Annotated in this window: 15 protein-coding genes; 9 read left to right on the plus strand and 6 right to left on the minus strand. The window is 65.7% G+C overall.

Annotated features, from left to right (window positions below; genetic code table 11):
* Positions 1–35 precede the first annotated feature (35 nt).
* The 6 genes from ACLEJW_RS04365 to pdxR all read left to right on the plus strand — a co-directional run bounded on the left by ACLEJW_RS04365 (position 36) and on the right by pdxR (position 7064).
* Positions 36–1268 carry a M20/M25/M40 family metallo-hydrolase gene (locus ACLEJW_RS04365; RefSeq protein WP_145186952.1) on the plus strand — a complete coding sequence of 411 codons (1233 nt, stop codon included), beginning with the start codon at positions 36–38 and terminating at the stop codon, positions 1266–1268.
* A 59-nt stretch (positions 1269–1327) separates the two neighbouring features.
* Positions 1328–2827 carry a glycolate oxidase subunit GlcD gene (gene glcD / locus ACLEJW_RS04370; protein ID WP_313301786.1) on the plus strand — a complete coding sequence of 500 codons (1500 nt, stop codon included), beginning with the start codon at positions 1328–1330 and terminating at the stop codon, positions 2825–2827.
* Positions 2827–3879 (plus strand): glycolate oxidase subunit GlcE, encoded by a 1053-nt coding sequence (gene glcE / locus ACLEJW_RS04375; RefSeq protein WP_313301789.1) that lies wholly within the window; start codon positions 2827–2829, stop codon positions 3877–3879. Before glcD ends, glcE begins: the two co-directional genes overlap by 1 nt.
* A gap of 10 nt (positions 3880–3889) precedes the next feature.
* A complete protein-coding gene (gene glcF, locus ACLEJW_RS04380; RefSeq protein ID WP_440777036.1) occupies positions 3890–5125 on the plus strand; it encodes a glycolate oxidase subunit GlcF in 1236 nt (411 codons plus the stop codon).
* Between the two features lie 127 nt (positions 5126–5252).
* Positions 5253–5591, plus strand: coding sequence for a hypothetical protein (locus ACLEJW_RS04385; protein WP_313301795.1), 339 nt, complete (start codon positions 5253–5255; stop codon positions 5589–5591).
* Positions 5592–5630: 39 nt separating this feature from the next.
* Entirely contained in the window at positions 5631–7064 is a 1434-nt protein-coding gene (pdxR, locus tag ACLEJW_RS04390) for a MocR-like pyridoxine biosynthesis transcription factor PdxR (RefSeq protein WP_440777037.1), read from the plus strand.
* On the opposite strand, the gene ACLEJW_RS04395 is transcribed toward pdxR, so the two are convergent.
* A complete protein-coding gene (locus ACLEJW_RS04395) occupies positions 7057–8253 on the minus strand; it encodes a CynX/NimT family MFS transporter (RefSeq protein WP_440777038.1) in 1197 nt (398 codons plus the stop codon). The two genes, pdxR and ACLEJW_RS04395, sit on opposite strands and share 8 nt — an antisense overlap.
* Before the next feature lie 197 nt (positions 8254–8450).
* Between ACLEJW_RS04395 and ACLEJW_RS04400 the strand changes: the two genes are divergently transcribed.
* Entirely contained in the window at positions 8451–8888 is a 438-nt protein-coding gene (locus ACLEJW_RS04400; protein ID WP_313301817.1) for a carboxymuconolactone decarboxylase family protein, read from the plus strand.
* A 7-nt stretch (positions 8889–8895) separates the two neighbouring features.
* On the opposite strand, the gene ACLEJW_RS04405 is transcribed toward ACLEJW_RS04400, so the two are convergent.
* Positions 8896–9624, minus strand: coding sequence for a hypothetical protein (locus tag ACLEJW_RS04405; RefSeq protein WP_145186979.1), 729 nt, complete (start codon positions 9622–9624; stop codon positions 8896–8898).
* 179 nt (positions 9625–9803) lie between these two features.
* Between ACLEJW_RS04405 and ACLEJW_RS04410 the strand changes: the two genes are divergently transcribed.
* On the plus strand, positions 9804–10172 hold the full coding sequence (locus ACLEJW_RS04410; RefSeq protein WP_440777039.1) for a hypothetical protein: 369 nt from the start codon (positions 9804–9806) through the stop codon (positions 10170–10172).
* A 45-nt stretch (positions 10173–10217) separates the two neighbouring features.
* Here the strand turns inward: ACLEJW_RS04410 and ACLEJW_RS04415 are convergent, their stop codons facing one another.
* The 4 genes from ACLEJW_RS04415 to ACLEJW_RS04430 all read right to left on the minus strand — a co-directional run bounded on the left by ACLEJW_RS04415 (position 10218) and on the right by ACLEJW_RS04430 (position 15400).
* Positions 10218–12620 (minus strand): TonB-dependent siderophore receptor, encoded by a 2403-nt coding sequence (locus tag ACLEJW_RS04415; RefSeq protein ID WP_440777040.1) that lies wholly within the window; start codon positions 12618–12620, stop codon positions 10218–10220.
* Positions 12621–12684: 64 nt separating this feature from the next.
* Entirely contained in the window at positions 12685–13629 is a 945-nt protein-coding gene (locus tag ACLEJW_RS04420) for a FecR domain-containing protein (RefSeq protein WP_313645086.1), read from the minus strand.
* The gene (locus ACLEJW_RS04425; protein ID WP_145186990.1) at positions 13626–14138 is read right to left on the minus strand and encodes a sigma-70 family RNA polymerase sigma factor; all 513 of its coding nucleotides are present in this window, start codon (positions 14136–14138) and stop codon (positions 13626–13628) included. The genes ACLEJW_RS04420 and ACLEJW_RS04425 overlap by 4 nt, the downstream gene beginning before the upstream one ends.
* 92 nt (positions 14139–14230) lie before the next feature.
* Entirely contained in the window at positions 14231–15400 is a 1170-nt protein-coding gene (locus ACLEJW_RS04430; RefSeq protein ID WP_313455416.1) for an MFS transporter, read from the minus strand.
* Positions 15401–15494: 94 nt separating this feature from the next.
* On the opposite strand from ACLEJW_RS04430, the gene ACLEJW_RS04435 reads away from it, so the two are divergent.
* The gene (locus tag ACLEJW_RS04435) at positions 15495–16415 is read left to right on the plus strand and encodes a LysR family transcriptional regulator (protein ID WP_440777041.1); all 921 of its coding nucleotides are present in this window, start codon (positions 15495–15497) and stop codon (positions 16413–16415) included.
* The last annotated feature ends 44 nt before the right edge of the window (positions 16416–16459 follow it).

Here is a 16459-nt window from a genome sequence, read left to right on the forward strand (position 1 = left end):
TCTCAAAGGCTTGAGACAACAACAAGGAAGCCCTGATGCCATTGCCCCGCCCTCCCCACGCCATCGCTTTGGCGCTATTGCTCGCCTGCACCCAAGCCAGCGCCGCCGACGTCAGCGCCACGGACTTGCTCGGCCAAGCCAAGGCTGAGCAACCCGCGTACCTGAAAACCCTCGAAACGCTGGTATCGGTCGACACAGGCACCGGTACCGAACCCGGCCTCAAGCAAGTGAGCGCCGAGCTGGTGCAACGGCTCAAGGCCTTGGGCGCGCAGGTCCATACGCAACCGGCCACGCCTTCGGTGGGCGACAACATCATCGGTACCTTGAAGGGCACAGGCAGCAAGGATTTTCTGCTCATGGTGCATTACGACACGGTGTTCGTGCCGGGCACGGTCGCCAAACGGCCGTTTCGCGTGGACGGCGCGCGCGCCTATGGGCCGGGCGTGGCAGACGCCAAAGGCGGCGTGGCGATGATCCTGCATGCACTGAAGCTGCTCGACGCCCAGCAATTCAAGGGCTACCGCACCCTTACCGTGCTGTTCAACCCGGACGAGGAAATGGGCTCGGCGGGTTCCCGGCAGGTGATCGCGGACCTCGCCCGCAAACACGACTACGTGTTCTCCTACGAGCCGCCAGACAAAGACGCGGTAACGGTTGCCACCAACGGCATCAACCGCCTCAAGCTTGAGGTGAAAGGCCGCGCATCCCACGCAGGTTCCGCCCCCGATGAGGGCCGCAACGCCTTGACCGAACTGGCGCATCAGCTGTTGCAGCTCAAGGACCTGGGCGATGCCGGCAAGGGCACCACGGTGAACTGGACCTTGGCCAAGGCAGGCGAAAAAGCCAATATCATCCCGGCCCTGGCCACTGCCGAAGCGGACATGCGTTATTCGGACCTGAGCGAAACCGAGCGGGTACAAGCCGATGCCCAGCGTCTGGTGAAAAACCAGCTGGTCGCCGATACCCAGGCTTCGGTCGTGGTCGAAAAAGGTCGCCCGCCGCTGGCACGCAACCCCGCCTCGGCGAAACTGGCTGAAACCGCGCAGCAGCTGTATGGACAGATCGATCACAAGATCGAGCCGATCGCCATGCGTTTCGGCACAGACGCAGGCTATGCCTACGTGCCAGGCAGCGACAAACCCGCCGTCCTGGAAACCTTGGGCGTAGTTGGCGCCGGGCTGCACGGCGACGATGAATACATCGAGCTGAACAGCATCGCGCCGCGCTTGTACCTGACCGTCGCGATGATCCGCCATCTGGCCCAATGATGCACTGACGGTGCCGGCGCAAGGCGTCGGTGCCCTACCCATGCTGCTGAGTGAGCCCGATGAACATCCTTCATGACGAGCGTATCGACGGCGCCCTGCCTACCGTCGACCCTCCGGCATTACTGCAGGCGCTACAGGCGGCCATGCCGGACCTGACGATACTGCACCGCAGCGAGGACCTCGCGCCCTATGAGTGCGACGGCCTGTCGGCCTACCGTACCCAGCCGTTGCTGGCCGTGCTGCCCGAGCGCCTCGAACAGGTCCAGGGCGTGCTGAAGCTTTGCCATCAGTACGGAGTGCCCGTGGTCGCACGGGGCGCCGGCACCGGGCTGTCGGGCGGCGCGCTGCCGCTGGCCAAGGGCGTACTGCTGGTCCTGGCGCGCTTGAACCGGATCCTGGAGGTCAACGCGCAGGGGCGTTACGCCCGCGTTCAACCGGGTGTGCGCAACCTGGCGATTTCCCAGGCGGCGGCGCCTCACGGCCTGTATTACGCACCCGACCCCTCTTCGCAAATCGCTTGCTCGATCGGCGGCAATGTCGCCGAAAACGCCGGCGGCGTGCACTGCCTGAAATATGGCCTGACCGTGCACAACCTGCTGAAGGTGGAGGTTCTGACCATCGAAGGCGAACGCCTGACCCTGGGCAGCGATGCCTTGGACAGCCCCGGCTTCGACCTGCTGGCGCTGTTCACCGGCTCCGAAGGGCTGCTGGGCATCGTCACCGAGGTGACGGTGAAATTGCTGCCCAAGCCGCCCGTGGCGCGGGTATTGCTGGCCAGTTTCGCCTGCGTCGAAGACGCCGGGCGCGCGGTTGCCCAGATCATTGCCGCCGGCATCATTCCCGCGGGCCTGGAAATGATGGACAACCTGGCGATCCGCGCGGCCGAGGACTTCATCCATGCCGGCTACCCGCTGCAAGCGGCGGCGATCCTGCTGTGCGAGCTGGACGGCGTGGAAGCGGATGTGCAGGACGACTGTCAGCGGGTCGCCGCCGTGCTGCGTCAGGCCGGCGCCGTGGAAGTCCGCCAGGCCTGTGACGAAGCCGAGCGGGCGCGCTTCTGGGCCGGGCGCAAGAACGCCTTCCCGGCGGTCGGGCGCCTGGCCCCGGACTACTACTGCATGGACGGCACCATCCCGCGCCGGGCCCTGCCCCAGGTGCTCGAGGGCATCGGCGCACTGAGCGAGCAGTACGGCTTGCAGGTGGCCAACGTGTTCCATGCCGGTGACGGCAACATGCACCCGTTGATACTGTTCGACGCCAACGTACCGGGTGAACTCGAGCGTGCCGAGGCCATCGGTGGGCAAATTCTCGAATTGTGCGTGGCAGTGGGCGGCAGCATCACCGGGGAACATGGCGTAGGCCGCGAGAAGATCAATCAGATGTGCGCTCAGTTCAACGGTGATGAAATCACCTTGTTCCACGCCATCAAGGCGGCATTCGACCCGCAAGGCTTGCTCAACCCTGGCAAGCACATTCCGACCCTGCAACGCTGCGCGGAATACGGCGCGCTGCATGTGCACCGAGGGCAACTGCCGTTTCCTGAATTGGAGCGCTTCTGATGAGCCTCGATCGAGATGCCAGCCAGGCTTTACTCGAACAGGTCAACCAGGCCCTGCACAGCACGACACCACTGCGCATTCAGGGCAGTGGCAGCAAAGCCATGCTGGGCCGCACGGTGTCAGGCGAGGCGCTCGATACCCGTATCCATCGAGGGGTCGTCAGTTATGATCCGACCGAGCTGGTGATCACCGCTCGGGCCGGCACAGCGCTCGTGGAAGTCGAGGCCATATTGCATGAGGCCGGGCAGATGCTGGCGTGCGAGCCGCCGCACCTGGGCCTCGAAGCGACCGTCGGCGGCATGGTGGCGGCCGGGTTGTCCGGACCGAGGCGGCCCTGGGCTGGCGCGGTGCGCGACTATCTGCTGGGCATACGCATGATCACCGGGCAGGGCAAGCTGCTGCGCTTTGGCGGTGAGGTGATGAAGAATGTCGCCGGCTACGACGTTGCGCGCCTGATGGCCGGCAGCTTCGGTTGCCTGGGGGTGCTGACCGAGGTGTCGCTCAAGGTGCTGCCACGGCCGCGCGAATGCCTGAGCCTGCGCCTGCCGCTGGCGCGCGCCGAGGCGCTCGAGCAGTTGCGCGCCTGGGGTCAGCAGCCCTTGCCGATCAGCGCTGCCTGTCATGACGGCGAGGCCTTGCACCTGCGCCTGGAAGGCGGTCCGGGCTCGGTGCAGTCAGCACGCCAGCGTCTGGGCGGCGAGTTGCTCGACAACGCCTACTGGCGCGATCTGCGCGAGCAGCGCCTGGCCTTTTTCGAAGACCCGGCACCACTGTGGCGGCTGTCACTGCCGACCGCCAGTGGCGAACCCGCGCTAGCGGGTCGGCAGTTAGTGGACTGGGCCGGCGCCCAGCGCTGGCTGAAATCCACCGCATCCGCGCAAGCGATTCGCGAACAGGTTGCCCTGCTCGGCGGTCACGCGACCTGCTACGCAGCCAGCGACCTGAGCATGCCAGCCCTGCCGGTGGCACTGTTGCGCTATCACCGCGCGCTCAAGCGTCAACTCGACCCCCAGGGCATCTTCAACCCTGGCCGACTTTACCCAGACCTTTGAGGCCGCGCTCATGCAAACTCATCTAAGCGACAGCAGCAAGCGCCTGGCCCGCGGTGATGAAGCCCAAAGCATCCTGCGCAGCTGCGTGCACTGCGGCTTCTGCACCGCCACCTGCCCGACCTACCAACTGCTGGGCGACGAGCTGGACGGGCCGCGAGGGCGGATCTACCTGATCAAGCAAGTGCTCGAAGGCGCGCCGGTAACCGCCAGTACCCTATTGCATCTGGATCGCTGCCTGAGCTGTCGCAGCTGCGAGAGCACCTGTCCATCCGGGGTCAAGTACCATGATCTGCTGGACATCGGTCGCGCCGTGGTCGATGCACAGGTTCCGCGCCCGCTCGGCCAGCGCCTGCTGCGCCAAGGCCTGCGCGCAGTGCTGCCACGCCCTGCCTTGGTCAAGGCGCTGTGCCGTGTCGGCGAGGTGCTGCGGCCACTATTGCCGGCGCCGCTCGAGCGCAAACTGCCGGCGCCAGCAAGCATCGCCGGAATCCGTCCGCCACCGCGTCACGCCCGGCGCATCCTGTTGCTCGAAGGTTGCGTGCAGGCAGCTCTCTCGCCCAATACCAATGCCGCCACCGCGCGGGTTCTGGACCGCCTGGGCATCAGTGTCGAGCCGGCTCCTGCGGCCGGCTGCTGCGGCGCCCTGGACTATCACCTCGATGCCCAGCAGCAAGGGCTGCGGCGCGCCAGGCGCAACATCGATGCCTGGTGGCCGGCTGTCGAGGCCGGGGCCGAGGCCATCGTGCAGACCGCCAGTGGCTGCGGGGCTTTCGTGCGCGACTACGGGCATCTGCTGCAACACGATCCGCACTACGCCGCCAAAGCGGCACGGGTCAGCGCACTGTCGCGCGATCTGGTGGAAGTGCTACGCGCCGAATCTGTCGAGCCGTTGGCGGTGTGCGCTGAGCAGCGCGTGGCGTTTCATTGCCCCTGTACGCTGCAGCATGCGCTCAAGCTCGGGGGGCAGGTGGAGGCCTTGCTGCTGCGCCTGGGCTTCAGCCTTGCCCCAGTGGCCGATGGCCACCTGTGCTGCGGATCGGCCGGCACCTATTCGCTGACCCAGCCTGCGCTGTCGCGGCGACTGCGTGCCGACCGCCTGCAGGCGCTGGAAAGCGGCGCTGCGCAGCTCATCGCCACGGCCAATATCGGTTGCCAGGCGCACTTGGGCGCCGCCGCACGCTTGCCGGTGCGGCACTGGATCGAGATTGTCGACGCAGCCCTGGATCAACCACCTGAGCGTAAATAGTCCGGCTGGATACACGGCAAAGCAGTTTGGGATTCGGAAGAATCCTATAGCTTGTTAGGAAGTGTCTTACTTGTCGCCAAGGGCCCCTGGAAACAAGATCGAAGCCTGCGATCCCAGGAGGCTGCGTATGCACCCAGATACCCGCACCACCGCCGAACTGCGCAGCACCCTGCGCGAACTGCTGGCTCACCAAGTCAGTAACCCGGACGACGACCCCCACCTGTCAGGTGTACTGTTCTTCTGCGCCACCGATGAACGCACCCGTCAGCTGGTCGAGCGCATCGAACTGCTTGCCAGCGAAATCTTCTTTGACCCCACCGGCCGCGCCATCGCCCACCGCATGCGCGCCATTGGCGTCAAGGGCGTTTGCATCAAGCAAAAGCGCAAGGTCCCGGCCGATGAGACCGTCATCCGGATCGACCTCGCCACCAAGGGCTACATCACGGTGAGCACGGCGCGGTTCTGATCCGTTATCCTCAGCCGTTTCGTGTTGCGGACGATGACCATGGAACTGCACATTCGCCTCGAAGGCCGCAAGGGCCTGGCCGACCAGCTCTATCAGCAGCTGCGCGCGGGCATCGACAGCGGTCACCTGGCGGCCGGTACGCAACTGCCGCCGAGCCGGCTGCTGGCCGAACAATTGGGCGTATCGCGCAAGACCGTCGCCGAGGCCTATTCGCGGCTGAGCTACGACAACCTGCTCAGCGCCGTGGTCGGTCGCGGCACCTTCATTGCCTCGCGCCAGCCCTTGCAGAACCCCGCCGAACCAGCAGTACCCCTGGCCGCAGCCGCCGCGCTCGAACGCTGGCAGCAGCGTGCCACGGTGTTGGCGGCACGTGCCACGCAGGCGCCCTCGCGCCATGACTTCGTCGGCGGCGCCTCGATCAAGTCGCAGTTTCCGTTCGATCAATGGCGCAGTTGCCTGAACTACGCCCTGCGCCGCAGCCAGCGCCACCCAGAGCGGCATTTTGCCGCCCAGGGCCTGCACGAGCTGCGCGAAGCCATCAGCCATCACATTGCCTACAGCCGGGGCGTGCGCTGCAGCGCTGCCGATGTGCTGGTGTGCAATGGTGCCCAGCAGGCGCTCGACCTGATTGCTCGGGTGCTGGTCGAACCCGGCTGCCAGGTGGCCATGGAAGACCCAGGCTACCCACCTGCACGCCAGCTGTTTCTAGCGCTGGGCGCCACGCTGCAGTCCATTCCGGTAGACGGCGAAGGCCTGTGCGTCGACGCCATTGCCGATGGCACACAGCTGATCTACGTGACACCTTCGCATCAGTTTCCATTGGGTATGCCGATGAGCGAGGCGCGCCGCCATGCCCTGCTGGCGCGTGCCGCCGAGCTTGGTGCGCTGATCATCGAAGACGACTATGACTGCGAATTTCGCTACCAAGGCCCAGCGCCAGACGCCTTGCAGCGCCTCGATCGGCACGGCCTGGTCGCCTATGTCGGGACCTTCTCCAAGACCCTGCTGCCGGAGCTGCGCCTGGGGTACGCGGTGCTCCCTGCAGCAGTGCTGGGTGCGGCGTGCGTGGCCAAGCACCTGAGCGACTGGCACAGCCCGCCCTTGCTGCAATGGGCCTTGGCGCGGTTCATTGGCGAAGGCCATCTGAACAAGCACATTCGCCGCTGCCACGACATCTACAGCGCCCGCCGCGAGCGCATCCTGACCCGCCTGGACGGCAACCTGGCGCCGTGGTTCAGCGCCGTGCCCGCCAGCGCCGGATTTCATCTGAGCGCCTTGGCTCGCCCCGGGGTGGACGTCGAGCTGCTGATCAGCCTGGCGCGCAAGGTCGAAGTCGGCCTGTACTCACTGGCGCCGTTCTTCAGCGAAGCGCCACTGCGGCCAGGGTTGTTGATGGGCTTTGGTGCCATCGAGCTGTTGGATATCGACCCGGCGCTGGATCGGGTGCGCGACACCTTGCAGCAGCTCAGTTGAGCCGCGCCGCCTGGCCACCGGCGGCCGGCCGCGCAATGGCGGTGGCATAGCCGCGCGGCGCGAAGCAGGCGGTCACCAGCCACATGGCCAGCACGGTGGCGGTCAATAGCATCCAAGAAGCCTGGAAATCGCCACTGCTGTCGCGCAACCACCCCGTGATGTACGGCACGATGCCGGTGATGATGAACCCGATACCCTGAACGAAGGCCGCCAGGCTGCCGGCTTCGCCAGGGCTTTTGAGGTGCTCCAGGGTCAAGGTCAGGCTCAGGCTGAAGCAGGCGCCCAGGCCGAAGCCGATCATGCCGACCCACAGTTCGATGGCCTGCGCGGGCGCCAGCAGCAACCCCGCGAAGCCCACCAGCTGGACCGTCAGCGCCAACCAAAGGCCTGGGCGCCGATCGGCAAAGCGGCGCAATAGCAACGGCAGGCCCAGGGCGCCGGTGATCTGCAACAGGGTCATCACCCCGACCAAGTCACCACCGCCCTGCGCCGTACCGCCATGCTCAAGGTGGTAGGCCGGCAACCACGCAACCATGCTGGTGTAGCCGCCATTGATCAGGCCGAAGTACACCGCCAGCAACCAGGCGCGACGGGTGCCAAACCAATGCCCCCCGCCGCCACCGCCAAGTGACGCTACCGAGTGGCGAGGACGCAACGCGGCCCAGGCGAGCACCGCCAGTAGCGCCGGCGCGGCCCACACCCCCAAGCCTGCCTGCCATTGGCCAACATGCTCGCTGATTCGCGGCCCGAGCACTGCCGCCAAGCCGCCGCCGCTCATCAATGCCGCTGAGTACAGGCCCATGCTTGGCGCCAGACGCTTGGGAAACCAGCGATTGACCAGCCCTGGCATCATGCCTTGCACCACCGCGACGCCAAGCCCGCCCAGCACCGCGCTGGCGATCAGCGCCCAGGCGCTATCGAGCTGCAGACGCCACAGGCAAGCCAGGGCAATCGCGCCGAGCCCGCCCAGCATGCCGCCATGTTCGCTGATCCAGCGGCGCAGCCAAGGCTGCAGCAAGGGTACCAGCCCCATGCACAGCACCGGCAAGGCGGTCAGCAAGGCCGCTTGCTGATAACCCAGGCCGGTACTGGCGCGCATTGGCTCGAGTAACGGGCCGATACTGGTCAGCAGCGGCCGCAGGTTGACTGCCAGCATCAGCACCAGCAGCAGATTGATTGCCCCTCTCATCACACAACGCCACTCCACCCAAGATCGGGCCATTATCCCGTCCAGCCAGCCAGGGTAGAAATGAAGAGATTGGATGCAGGTCAGTGGCCGGCCCACTGGGCAATTGGCCTCCCGGCAAACTGCCCGATTGGCTATCGAGCCTGGGCGCTGCCGGGCGTAAGGTAGCGACACCTTCACCACGCACCCTGGAGCACCTCATGCACAACCGGATCGAATGGGCCAAACACTCGCCGCAGGCCTACAAGGCCATGATCGGCCTGGAACAGGCGCTGGCCAACAGTGGCCTGGAGACTTCGCTACTGGAGCTGATCCGTCTGCGCGCCTCGCAGATCAACGGCTGCGCCTATTGCGTGAACATGCACGCCAACGATGCACGCAAGGCCGGCGAGACCGAAGCACGCCTGCAGACCTTGTCGGTATGGCAGGAGACCGCCTACTTCACGCCGCGGGAGCGTGCGGCACTGGCCTGGGTCGAATGCCTCACCCGCCTGCCCGAGCGCGGCGCGCCAGAGGCCGATTACCAAGCCCTGCACGCGCACTTCGAGCCGGCCGAGGTGGCCAACCTGACGCTGGCCATCGCCACCATCAATGCCTGGAACCGTTTCGGCGTGGGCTTTGCGATGGTGCCGGCCTGACCGAGGCCTAGTGCGCTGGCACCCGCCGCCGGCGCAGGCAGGCAAACCCCAGTATCAGCAAGGCCAGCAGCGCCAGCCCGAGCAGGGCCACCAGTTCGTGGCTGTAGCGCGCCACCATTGCCGGGAAGCCGATAAATTCGCGGTAGACCTGCAACTGCGCCTCGCCCCCGGCGAAATTGACACTGATGCCCCCTTGGCGGATCTGCGAATAATCGGCGTCGAAATACACCCAGATCTTGCACGCGGCGCCCGGTTCGATGGCAGCGATCTCTACCTGGGCGGTGGCCGCTTCATACAGCGTGTCATTGCCTGCCGCATCGCGCACCTGCACCAGGCCCTTGGCCGGCAGCCGGACCTTGACCTCGCGCACCTCGCTGTCGCCACGGTTGTGCAGATCGATCACCAGCCCCGTGCGGTGGTCGACCAACCCGGCTTCGAACGGCTTGGCAAACAGCTGCACGTACGGGGCCTGGGCCAGCTCGATGAGCTTGTCGACCTGATACTGGCTCAGCACACCCTCGCCAATGCGATTGACGCGCGGCTGCAGTTGCTCGTACTTGAGCTGGTCATTGGCTTTGCTGATGCGTTCGCTGAACTGGCTGGGATAGGTCAGGTAGGCATAGTTGAGGGTCGCCTCGAGACGTGGCGGATTTCTGAGCAGCAGGTACGCCACCAGCACCAGCACCAGGCCAAGCACCAGGGCTACCGAGAATTTGCCGACTTTATCCCAACTCAACGGTGCGCTTCCTTTTATGACGGCACAGAGGATCGATGCGGGCCAAGGGTGCCAAGTTACGCGTCGTCAGGCAAGCGCCTGAACGGCGTGCCAGGATATCGTCGCTCACCGGCGCGGCTGCTTGACTGGCGGCAATCGTCTGATCGACGATCAGCGCTCACTTGGGCATGGACGACGGCATGTTACGCATACTGGGCAGGGCTTCTTCAATCAACGTGCGCAAGGTGTTGTGGGCCTGCGCCGAGTTCGACATTACCTACCAACGCGAGGACTGGGGTCAGGGCTATGCGTCGACCGACACCCCGGCGTTTCTGGCCCTCAATCCATGGGCACACCATATGACGATTCTGGAGCAGCAACTGACGCGCACCGGCGCATTCGTGGCCGGTGAACGTTTCACCCTGGCCGATATCCCTATCGGCCTGTCGGTCCAGCGCTGGTTCGCCACGCCCTTCGAGCAACCGCGCCTACCGGCGGTCACGGCCTACTACGAGCGCCTTAGCCTCAGACCAGGCTATCTGGCCCATGGCCGCAATGGCTTGCCGTAGGCCGATCTGAGTCGCTAGCCGTGGCCCCAGCGCGCCGCCCGAGACTCAGAAGCCAAGCGTCGCCGACAACAGATAGGTGCGTGGGGTCGATAGGGTCAGCCCCGGCTCGCTGTCATCCGATGCGCCAGCCGATGCCCAGTAGCGCTCATTCATCACGTTCTCGACACTGGCGCGCACGGTGACATCGGTAGCATCGACCTTGAAGGCGTAACGCGCGCCCAGGTCGAAGCGTTCCCAGCCGTCGATCTGCTTGCTGTTGTTCTGGTCCAGGTACTGCGAGCTGGAATGAATGCCGCGCGCGGTCAGGGTCAGGCCGTTGACCCCTGGGATATCCCATTCGGCGCCGAGGTTGACGTTGTATTCCGGCGTGGCGGGCGCTCGGTTGCCGTCATAGGCGCCGTTGACGGTATCGGTCAGCTCGCTGTGGATGTACATCACGCCGCCGAGCAGGCGCACGCCATCGAGCGGCTCACCGAACACACTGAGTTCGACACCGCGATTGTCGCGCTTGCCGTTGGGACCGAAGATGCGCGTCAGCGGGTTGGTTTCATAAGCGGGCTGGCGAATGCGGAAGGCACTGGCGGTGAAGGCCAGCCGGCCCAGGTCATACTTGGCGCCTACCTCGACTTGGCGGCTGATGAACGGGGCGAAGATCTGGTCTTCGTTGATCGAGGTCGAGGGTGCGATCTTACCCTGGCTCAAACCCTCCATGTAGTTGGCGTACAGCGACAGCTGATCGGTGACCTTGAGCAGCACACCGGCTGAAGGCGACAGCTTTTCTTCGTCGTAGGCGGTTTCGCCCTTTACCCCATCGCTCCAGTCATCGACCTGAACCCGCTGCCAGCGCGCGCCGAGGGTCAGCAGCAGGCGATCGTCGTAAAAGCCCAGGGTATCGGCCAGGGCGACGCCGGAGAACCGGTTCTCGGTGTAGACCTTAGGGTCCAGGCGGGTTGGCCTGCCGGGCGTCGGTGTGACCACCGGGTTGTAAAGATTGCTCGGTGCCGACGCATAGCGCGCACCGCCGTTGGTGAAGTCCATGTAGAAATAGCTGGCGGCCAGGTTCAGCTCATGGCTGACCGGCCCGGTGCTGAACCAGTGGCGCAGACCGGCCATGGCCGTGCGCACCGATTCATCGCGGGTGAAGTCACGAGGTTGCACGGTGAAATCGCCGGCGTCGTTGCTGATCGAGACATTGTGACGCAGAAAATCGTGGTTGCTCTCGCGCGCACCCACGGCGCCATAGGCCATCAGCGAATCACTGAGGTCGTACTCGGCATTCAACGCGCCGAAGGTGTCGTTGGTGCGTGCCTTGCTCCAGGGTTGGGCATAGTTGTGGCGCACATCGTCGGCCTTCGGCACCTTGGCATTGGCCCCTACCAGGACGCGCTCCTGAGGCGCATCGGTGTCGCGCTCAGTGTGGCCCAGGTCAGCCGACAGCCGCAGGCGCTCGCCGCGAAAATCCAGGCCCAGCACGGCCATTTCACGCTCGACACGCTGGTGGTCCCACTCAGTGTCACCGGCTTGCTTGACTGCATTCAGGCGCACGCCGAACTGCTGCTGATCGCCAAAGCGTCGCCCGACATCCACCGCACCGCCTACCTGGCCGTCCGAGGCATAACTGCCGGTGAATTCGGTGACAGGACGTGCTTCGGCGCGCTTGGGCACGACGTTGATCGCACCACCCACGCTGCCACGCGGCGAAATGCCGTTGATCAACTGGCTAGGGCCCTTGAGGATGTCGACGCGCTCCGCCATTTCCATGTCGATGGAATAGGTCGGCAGGATGCCGTAGAGGCCGTTGTAGGACACATCGCTATTGAACAGGCTGAAGCCGCGAATGGTGAATTGCTCGAAGCGCCCGCCTGCGGGGTTGGTAGCGCGCACCGACGGGTCGCTGGCGACCAGGTCGCCGAGGGTTCGGGCCTGCTGGTTCTTGACCAGTTCGTGGGTATAGCTGGTCATGCTCAGGGGCGTGTCCATGAAATCGCGAGCGCCCAACAGACCTTTGGCGCCCCTGCGGGCGACCTGCCCGCCCGCGTAGGGCGAACTCTCGCCAGCAATGGCCTGAGCGCCGACGATGCTGGTCGGGGCGATCTCCAGCGCGCCCTGCCCCTGCGCAGACGGCACCAAGGTGAAGGCACCCTCGCCTACCGCCTGCAATTGCAGACCGCTGCCGCGCAGCAGCTGCATGAAGCCCTGATCGACGCTGTAGTCACCTGCAAGGCCGGCGCTCTGCCGATTGCCGAGCAGTGCCGGATCCAGTGACAGGCTGACGCCGGCCTGATCGGCAAAACGGGTCAGTGCCGCGCCCAGGCTGCCGGCGGGTATCTGGTAATTGCGCGTGGCCTCCACGGCATTGACGGCGCCGGGGATCGCCGCAAGCCAAAGGCTCATGGCCAAGCCGGTAGACCGCAACCGGCGGGTGTTAAAAGGCGATACAGCAGGCATCGAGAACGCTCCCTTTATTGTCTTCTACCGGTAATGACCGGCGAGGCCAGAAAAGGGGACAGGCTCACGCGTGATTATCGCGCACGACCAGCGTGACCCAGTATCGCGTACGGCGCTGCACCTGCAGCGGCAGGCTGGCTGCCAGCAAATCCAGTACGCGGTCGGTGTCGTCCAGACGGAAGGTGCCGGTAACGCGCAGGCGCGCAAGCTCGGGCGGCCATCGCAGTATCCCGGGCCGATAACGACGCAGCTCGCGCAGCAGGTCGTCCAGTGGCCGGTCATTGACACGCAGCACGCCGTCGCGCCAGCCCAGCAGCAGGTCATCGGTGGCGCTGACCGGCCCTGCCGCCATGGCGCCGAGGCTGGCCTGCTGGCCACCTGCAAGCTCCCTCGCGCTGCCGCGCAGCGGTTGCAAGGTCGCCGCGCCGCGGATGACCGAGACCTGACAGGTTGAATCGCGCAGCCGTAGGCACACCTCAGCACCGCGCAGCGACACGTGACCTTCAGGAACCTGCACGGTCATCGCCAGCCCTTGCGCCATGCTGATGGCCAACTCGCCACGGATCAGCTTCACCTGCCGAGCCGCAAGGTCGATATCGACGGCGCTGTCGGTGTTGAGTTGCACGTGCGTGCCATCGGCCAGCGTCCACTGACGCCGTTCGCCGACCGCGGTATGCACATCGGCGATCCAGGCCTGCAGCGGCACCTGCTGGCTCAGCAGCCAGGCGCTGGGCGCCACGGCGGCGATCGCCAAGGCCTGCTTGAGCAGCGCGCGGCGGCTGGCCTGGCCACGATCGAGGGTCGCCATGGCCACGGCGTTGGGTAGCTGGGCGAAGCGCTGGCGCAGCACCTGCGCTTTCTGCCAGGCCTGCTCATGCAGCGGATCGCTGGCGCGCCATTGCGCCAATCGATCGAGATCGCCGGGGCTCGCTTGACCAGACTCCACCAGGGCCAACCAGCGAGCGGCGGCGCGCACCACCTCGCGCGTGTGCGCCGATGGCCCGCTCACAGCAGCTCTGCGAGCAGGCAGTGCTCGTAGGCCTGGGCCATGTAGCGCTTGACGGTCCGCAGCGAAACACCCAAGCGCTCGGCGATCTGCTCATACCCCAGCCCCTCCAGCTGGCTATGCAGAAAGGCCTGGCGCACCGGCGGCTTGAGGCCATCGAGCAGTTCATCGAGCGCTTGCAGGGTTTCCAGCAGAATCCAGCGTTGCTCGGGCGACGGCAGGTTGTGCTCGGGCAACTGCGCCAGCGCCTCGAGGTAGGCGCGCTCGACGCTGCGTCGCTGGTGCAGGTTGCTCAGCAGGCGCTTGCCGACGGTGAGCAGATAGGCGCGCGGCTCGCGGATCTCGGCCAGCGGCTGGGCGCTGGTCAGCACCCGCATGAAGGTGTCCTGGCTCAAGTCCGCGGCATCCCAGGCATTGCCCATGCGCCGACGCAGCCACGCCTCCAGCCAGCCTCGATGGTCGCGGTAGAAGGCGTGCAAGCTGTGCTCCGGGGACAACGCGGCGTCGGTCATGGCGAGGGTCTGCGCAAGCGTAAATAGAAGTGATTCTAATTTACTGTGCCAGCAGCGCCAAGTGGCCCTCGCTCAATATGTTCACGCGGGTCTTACATCGCCGCGCGTGCTGGCGAAACCTGCGGCCGACTGCGCCAGGCCACGGTCAACACCAAACCAAGGGCGGCCATGCCTGCCCCGGCGAACGACACCGCTGGGTAGCCAAGACCCGCATCGATCACTGCCCCGCCCAACGCCGCGCCAATCGCGTTACCCAGGTTGAAGGCGCCGATGTTCACCGCCGAGGCAAGGTTCGGTGCATCCTTGGCAGCATCCATCACGCGCATCTGCAGTGGCGGCACCAGGGCGAAGCTGGCGATGCCCCAGATCAACACCGCCATCGCGGTCGGCAGTGACCAGTCCAGCAGCGTCGGAAACACCAGCAGCACCGCGATCAGCACCAGCAGCGCGGCCATCAAGGTGCGATCGACCGAGCGGTCGGCGGCCTTGCCACCCCACATGTTGCCCAAGGTCAAGCCCACACCGAACAGCACCAGCATCGCCGTGATGAAGGGGGTCGAGGCGTGTGCCTGGCTGTGCAGCAGCGGCGCGATGTAGGTGAACACCGTGAACATGGCACTGGAGCCCACCACCGTCAGCGTCAACGCCGCGAGCACGGGGCCTTGACCGAGCACGCGAATCTCCGCCATCACCCCGTCGCTCTTGGGCAGTGGCACGTTGGGCAGGGCGAGCCACAGGGCGGCCATTGCGACCAACCCGAGGCCGGCGATACCCCAGAACGCGGTGCGCCAACCGAGCAGTTCACCGAACCAGGTCGCCAGCGGCACGCCGCCGATGGTTGCCAGGGTCAGGCCCATGAACATCGCGGCCACCGCCCCGGCGCGCTTTTCAGGTGCTACCACGCTGGCGGCAACCACTGAACCGACCCCGAAGAAAGCGCCATGGTTCAGCGACGTCACCACGCGTGCAAGCAGCAGGCTCTGATAATCCGTGGCCAGGGCTGAAAGCAGGTTGCCGAGGGTGAAGATAGCCATCAGCCCGATCAACAGCCAGCGCCGCGGCACCTTGCCGGTGGCCAAGGTCATCAATGGGGCGCCGATCAACACGCCCAGGGCATAGGCGCTGACCAGCAGCCCGGCCGCCGGAATCGACACGCCCAGGTCGGTCGCGATGGCGGGCAGCATGCCCATGGGGGCGAACTCGGTGACGCCGATGCCGAAGGCACCGATGGCGAGTGCAACAAGCGGGGGATTGATACGCATGCAAAGCTCCTTATCTGTGCAATGAATGCTACGATCGCGCTTTGCGATGCACTAGACCGGTTTTCCGGCAACCACCTTTGCGCTGGAGGCACAAATGGACTACGCAGGTCGCTCGGGTGAGCTGGAGGTATTCAGCAAAGTCGTGGAGGAAGGCAGTCTGTCCGGGGCGGCACGCGCCTTGGGGCTGACGCCCTCAGCCGTCAGCCGCATCATCGCCCGCACGGAACAGCGCCTGGGCACGCGGCTGCTGCTGCGCACCACCCGTGCACTTAACCTGACCAACGAGGGCGAGGCCTACCTGCGCGGCGCGCGGCGGATTCTGGCCGATCTGCTCGAAGTCGAAGAGGCCATCACCGACCAGGGCGTACCGCGTGGCCGGCTGCGGGTGAGTGCAGCGCTGGGGCATGGCCGTCAGACCGTGGTGCCCCTGCTCAGCACCTTCAGCGCCCGTTACCCCGAGGTACTGGTAGACGTTACGCTCAGTGACGAAATCGTCGACATCCACGGCGGCGAAGCCGATGTGGCGCTGCGCTTCGGCCAGCTACCGGACAGCTCGCTGAGCGCCCGTTGCCTTGGGCATACCGGCCAGGTGGTGGTCGCCTCGCCGGATTACCTGGCCCGCTGCGGCACACCGCAACGGCCAGAAGACCTGGCGCAGCACAACTGCCTGCGCTTCAACTTTCGCCGGGCGATGCCGGACTGGCCGTTTCGCCGGCAGGGCCAGGACTTTTCGCTGAAGGTGACCGGCAATATCGCCTGCAGCAGTGGTGAAGCACTGGCACAACTGGCCAGGCTTGGCGCAGGGATCGCCCGGATCGGCTTGTTCACGGTCGCCGATGAGTTGCAGCGCGGCGAACTGGTGGCGCTTTTGCAAGACTACAACCCGGGCGACCGCGAGCCCTTGCATGCCGTGTTCGTCGGCGGGCCGGCGATGCCGGCGCGGGTGCGGGTGTTCGTCGACTTTCTGGTGGAATGCCACCGCGACTGGCCGCTGCACGGCGACAGCCCCTTCTGAGTGAGCAACTGTCTGGCGCTATCTAGACGCCAGCGCCGCCTGTG

This window comes from Pseudomonas sp. SMSB3, assembly GCF_052041965.1.
GTDB lineage: Bacteria > Pseudomonadota > Gammaproteobacteria > Pseudomonadales > Pseudomonadaceae > Aquipseudomonas.

What these genes read in the sequence shown, in the direction of transcription:
- ACLEJW_RS04415 (WP_440777040.1), bottom strand. Translation starts at nt 12,620, where the DNA reads ATGCCTGCTGTATCGCCTTTTAACACCCGCCGGTTGCGGTCTACCGGC.
- ACLEJW_RS04400 (WP_313301817.1), top strand. Translation starts at nt 8,451, where the DNA reads ATGCACAACCGGATCGAATGGGCCAAACACTCGCCGCAGGCCTACAAG.
- ACLEJW_RS04435 (WP_440777041.1), top strand. Translation starts at nt 15,495, where the DNA reads ATGGACTACGCAGGTCGCTCGGGTGAGCTGGAGGTATTCAGCAAAGTC.
- glcE (WP_313301789.1), top strand. Translation starts at nt 2,827, where the DNA reads ATGAGCCTCGATCGAGATGCCAGCCAGGCTTTACTCGAACAGGTCAAC.
- ACLEJW_RS04385 (WP_313301795.1), top strand. Translation starts at nt 5,253, where the DNA reads ATGCACCCAGATACCCGCACCACCGCCGAACTGCGCAGCACCCTGCGC.
- ACLEJW_RS04425 (WP_145186990.1), bottom strand. Translation starts at nt 14,138, where the DNA reads ATGACCGACGCCGCGTTGTCCCCGGAGCACAGCTTGCACGCCTTCTAC.
- ACLEJW_RS04395 (WP_440777038.1), bottom strand. Translation starts at nt 8,253, where the DNA reads ATGAGAGGGGCAATCAATCTGCTGCTGGTGCTGATGCTGGCAGTCAAC.
- ACLEJW_RS04410 (WP_440777039.1), top strand. Translation starts at nt 9,804, where the DNA reads ATGTTACGCATACTGGGCAGGGCTTCTTCAATCAACGTGCGCAAGGTG.
- ACLEJW_RS04430 (WP_313455416.1), bottom strand. Translation starts at nt 15,400, where the DNA reads ATGCGTATCAATCCCCCGCTTGTTGCACTCGCCATCGGTGCCTTCGGC.
- pdxR (WP_440777037.1), top strand. Translation starts at nt 5,631, where the DNA reads ATGGAACTGCACATTCGCCTCGAAGGCCGCAAGGGCCTGGCCGACCAG.
- glcF (WP_440777036.1), top strand. Translation starts at nt 3,890, where the DNA reads ATGCAAACTCATCTAAGCGACAGCAGCAAGCGCCTGGCCCGCGGTGAT.
- glcD (WP_313301786.1), top strand. Translation starts at nt 1,328, where the DNA reads ATGAACATCCTTCATGACGAGCGTATCGACGGCGCCCTGCCTACCGTC.
- ACLEJW_RS04365 (WP_145186952.1), top strand. Translation starts at nt 36, where the DNA reads ATGCCATTGCCCCGCCCTCCCCACGCCATCGCTTTGGCGCTATTGCTC.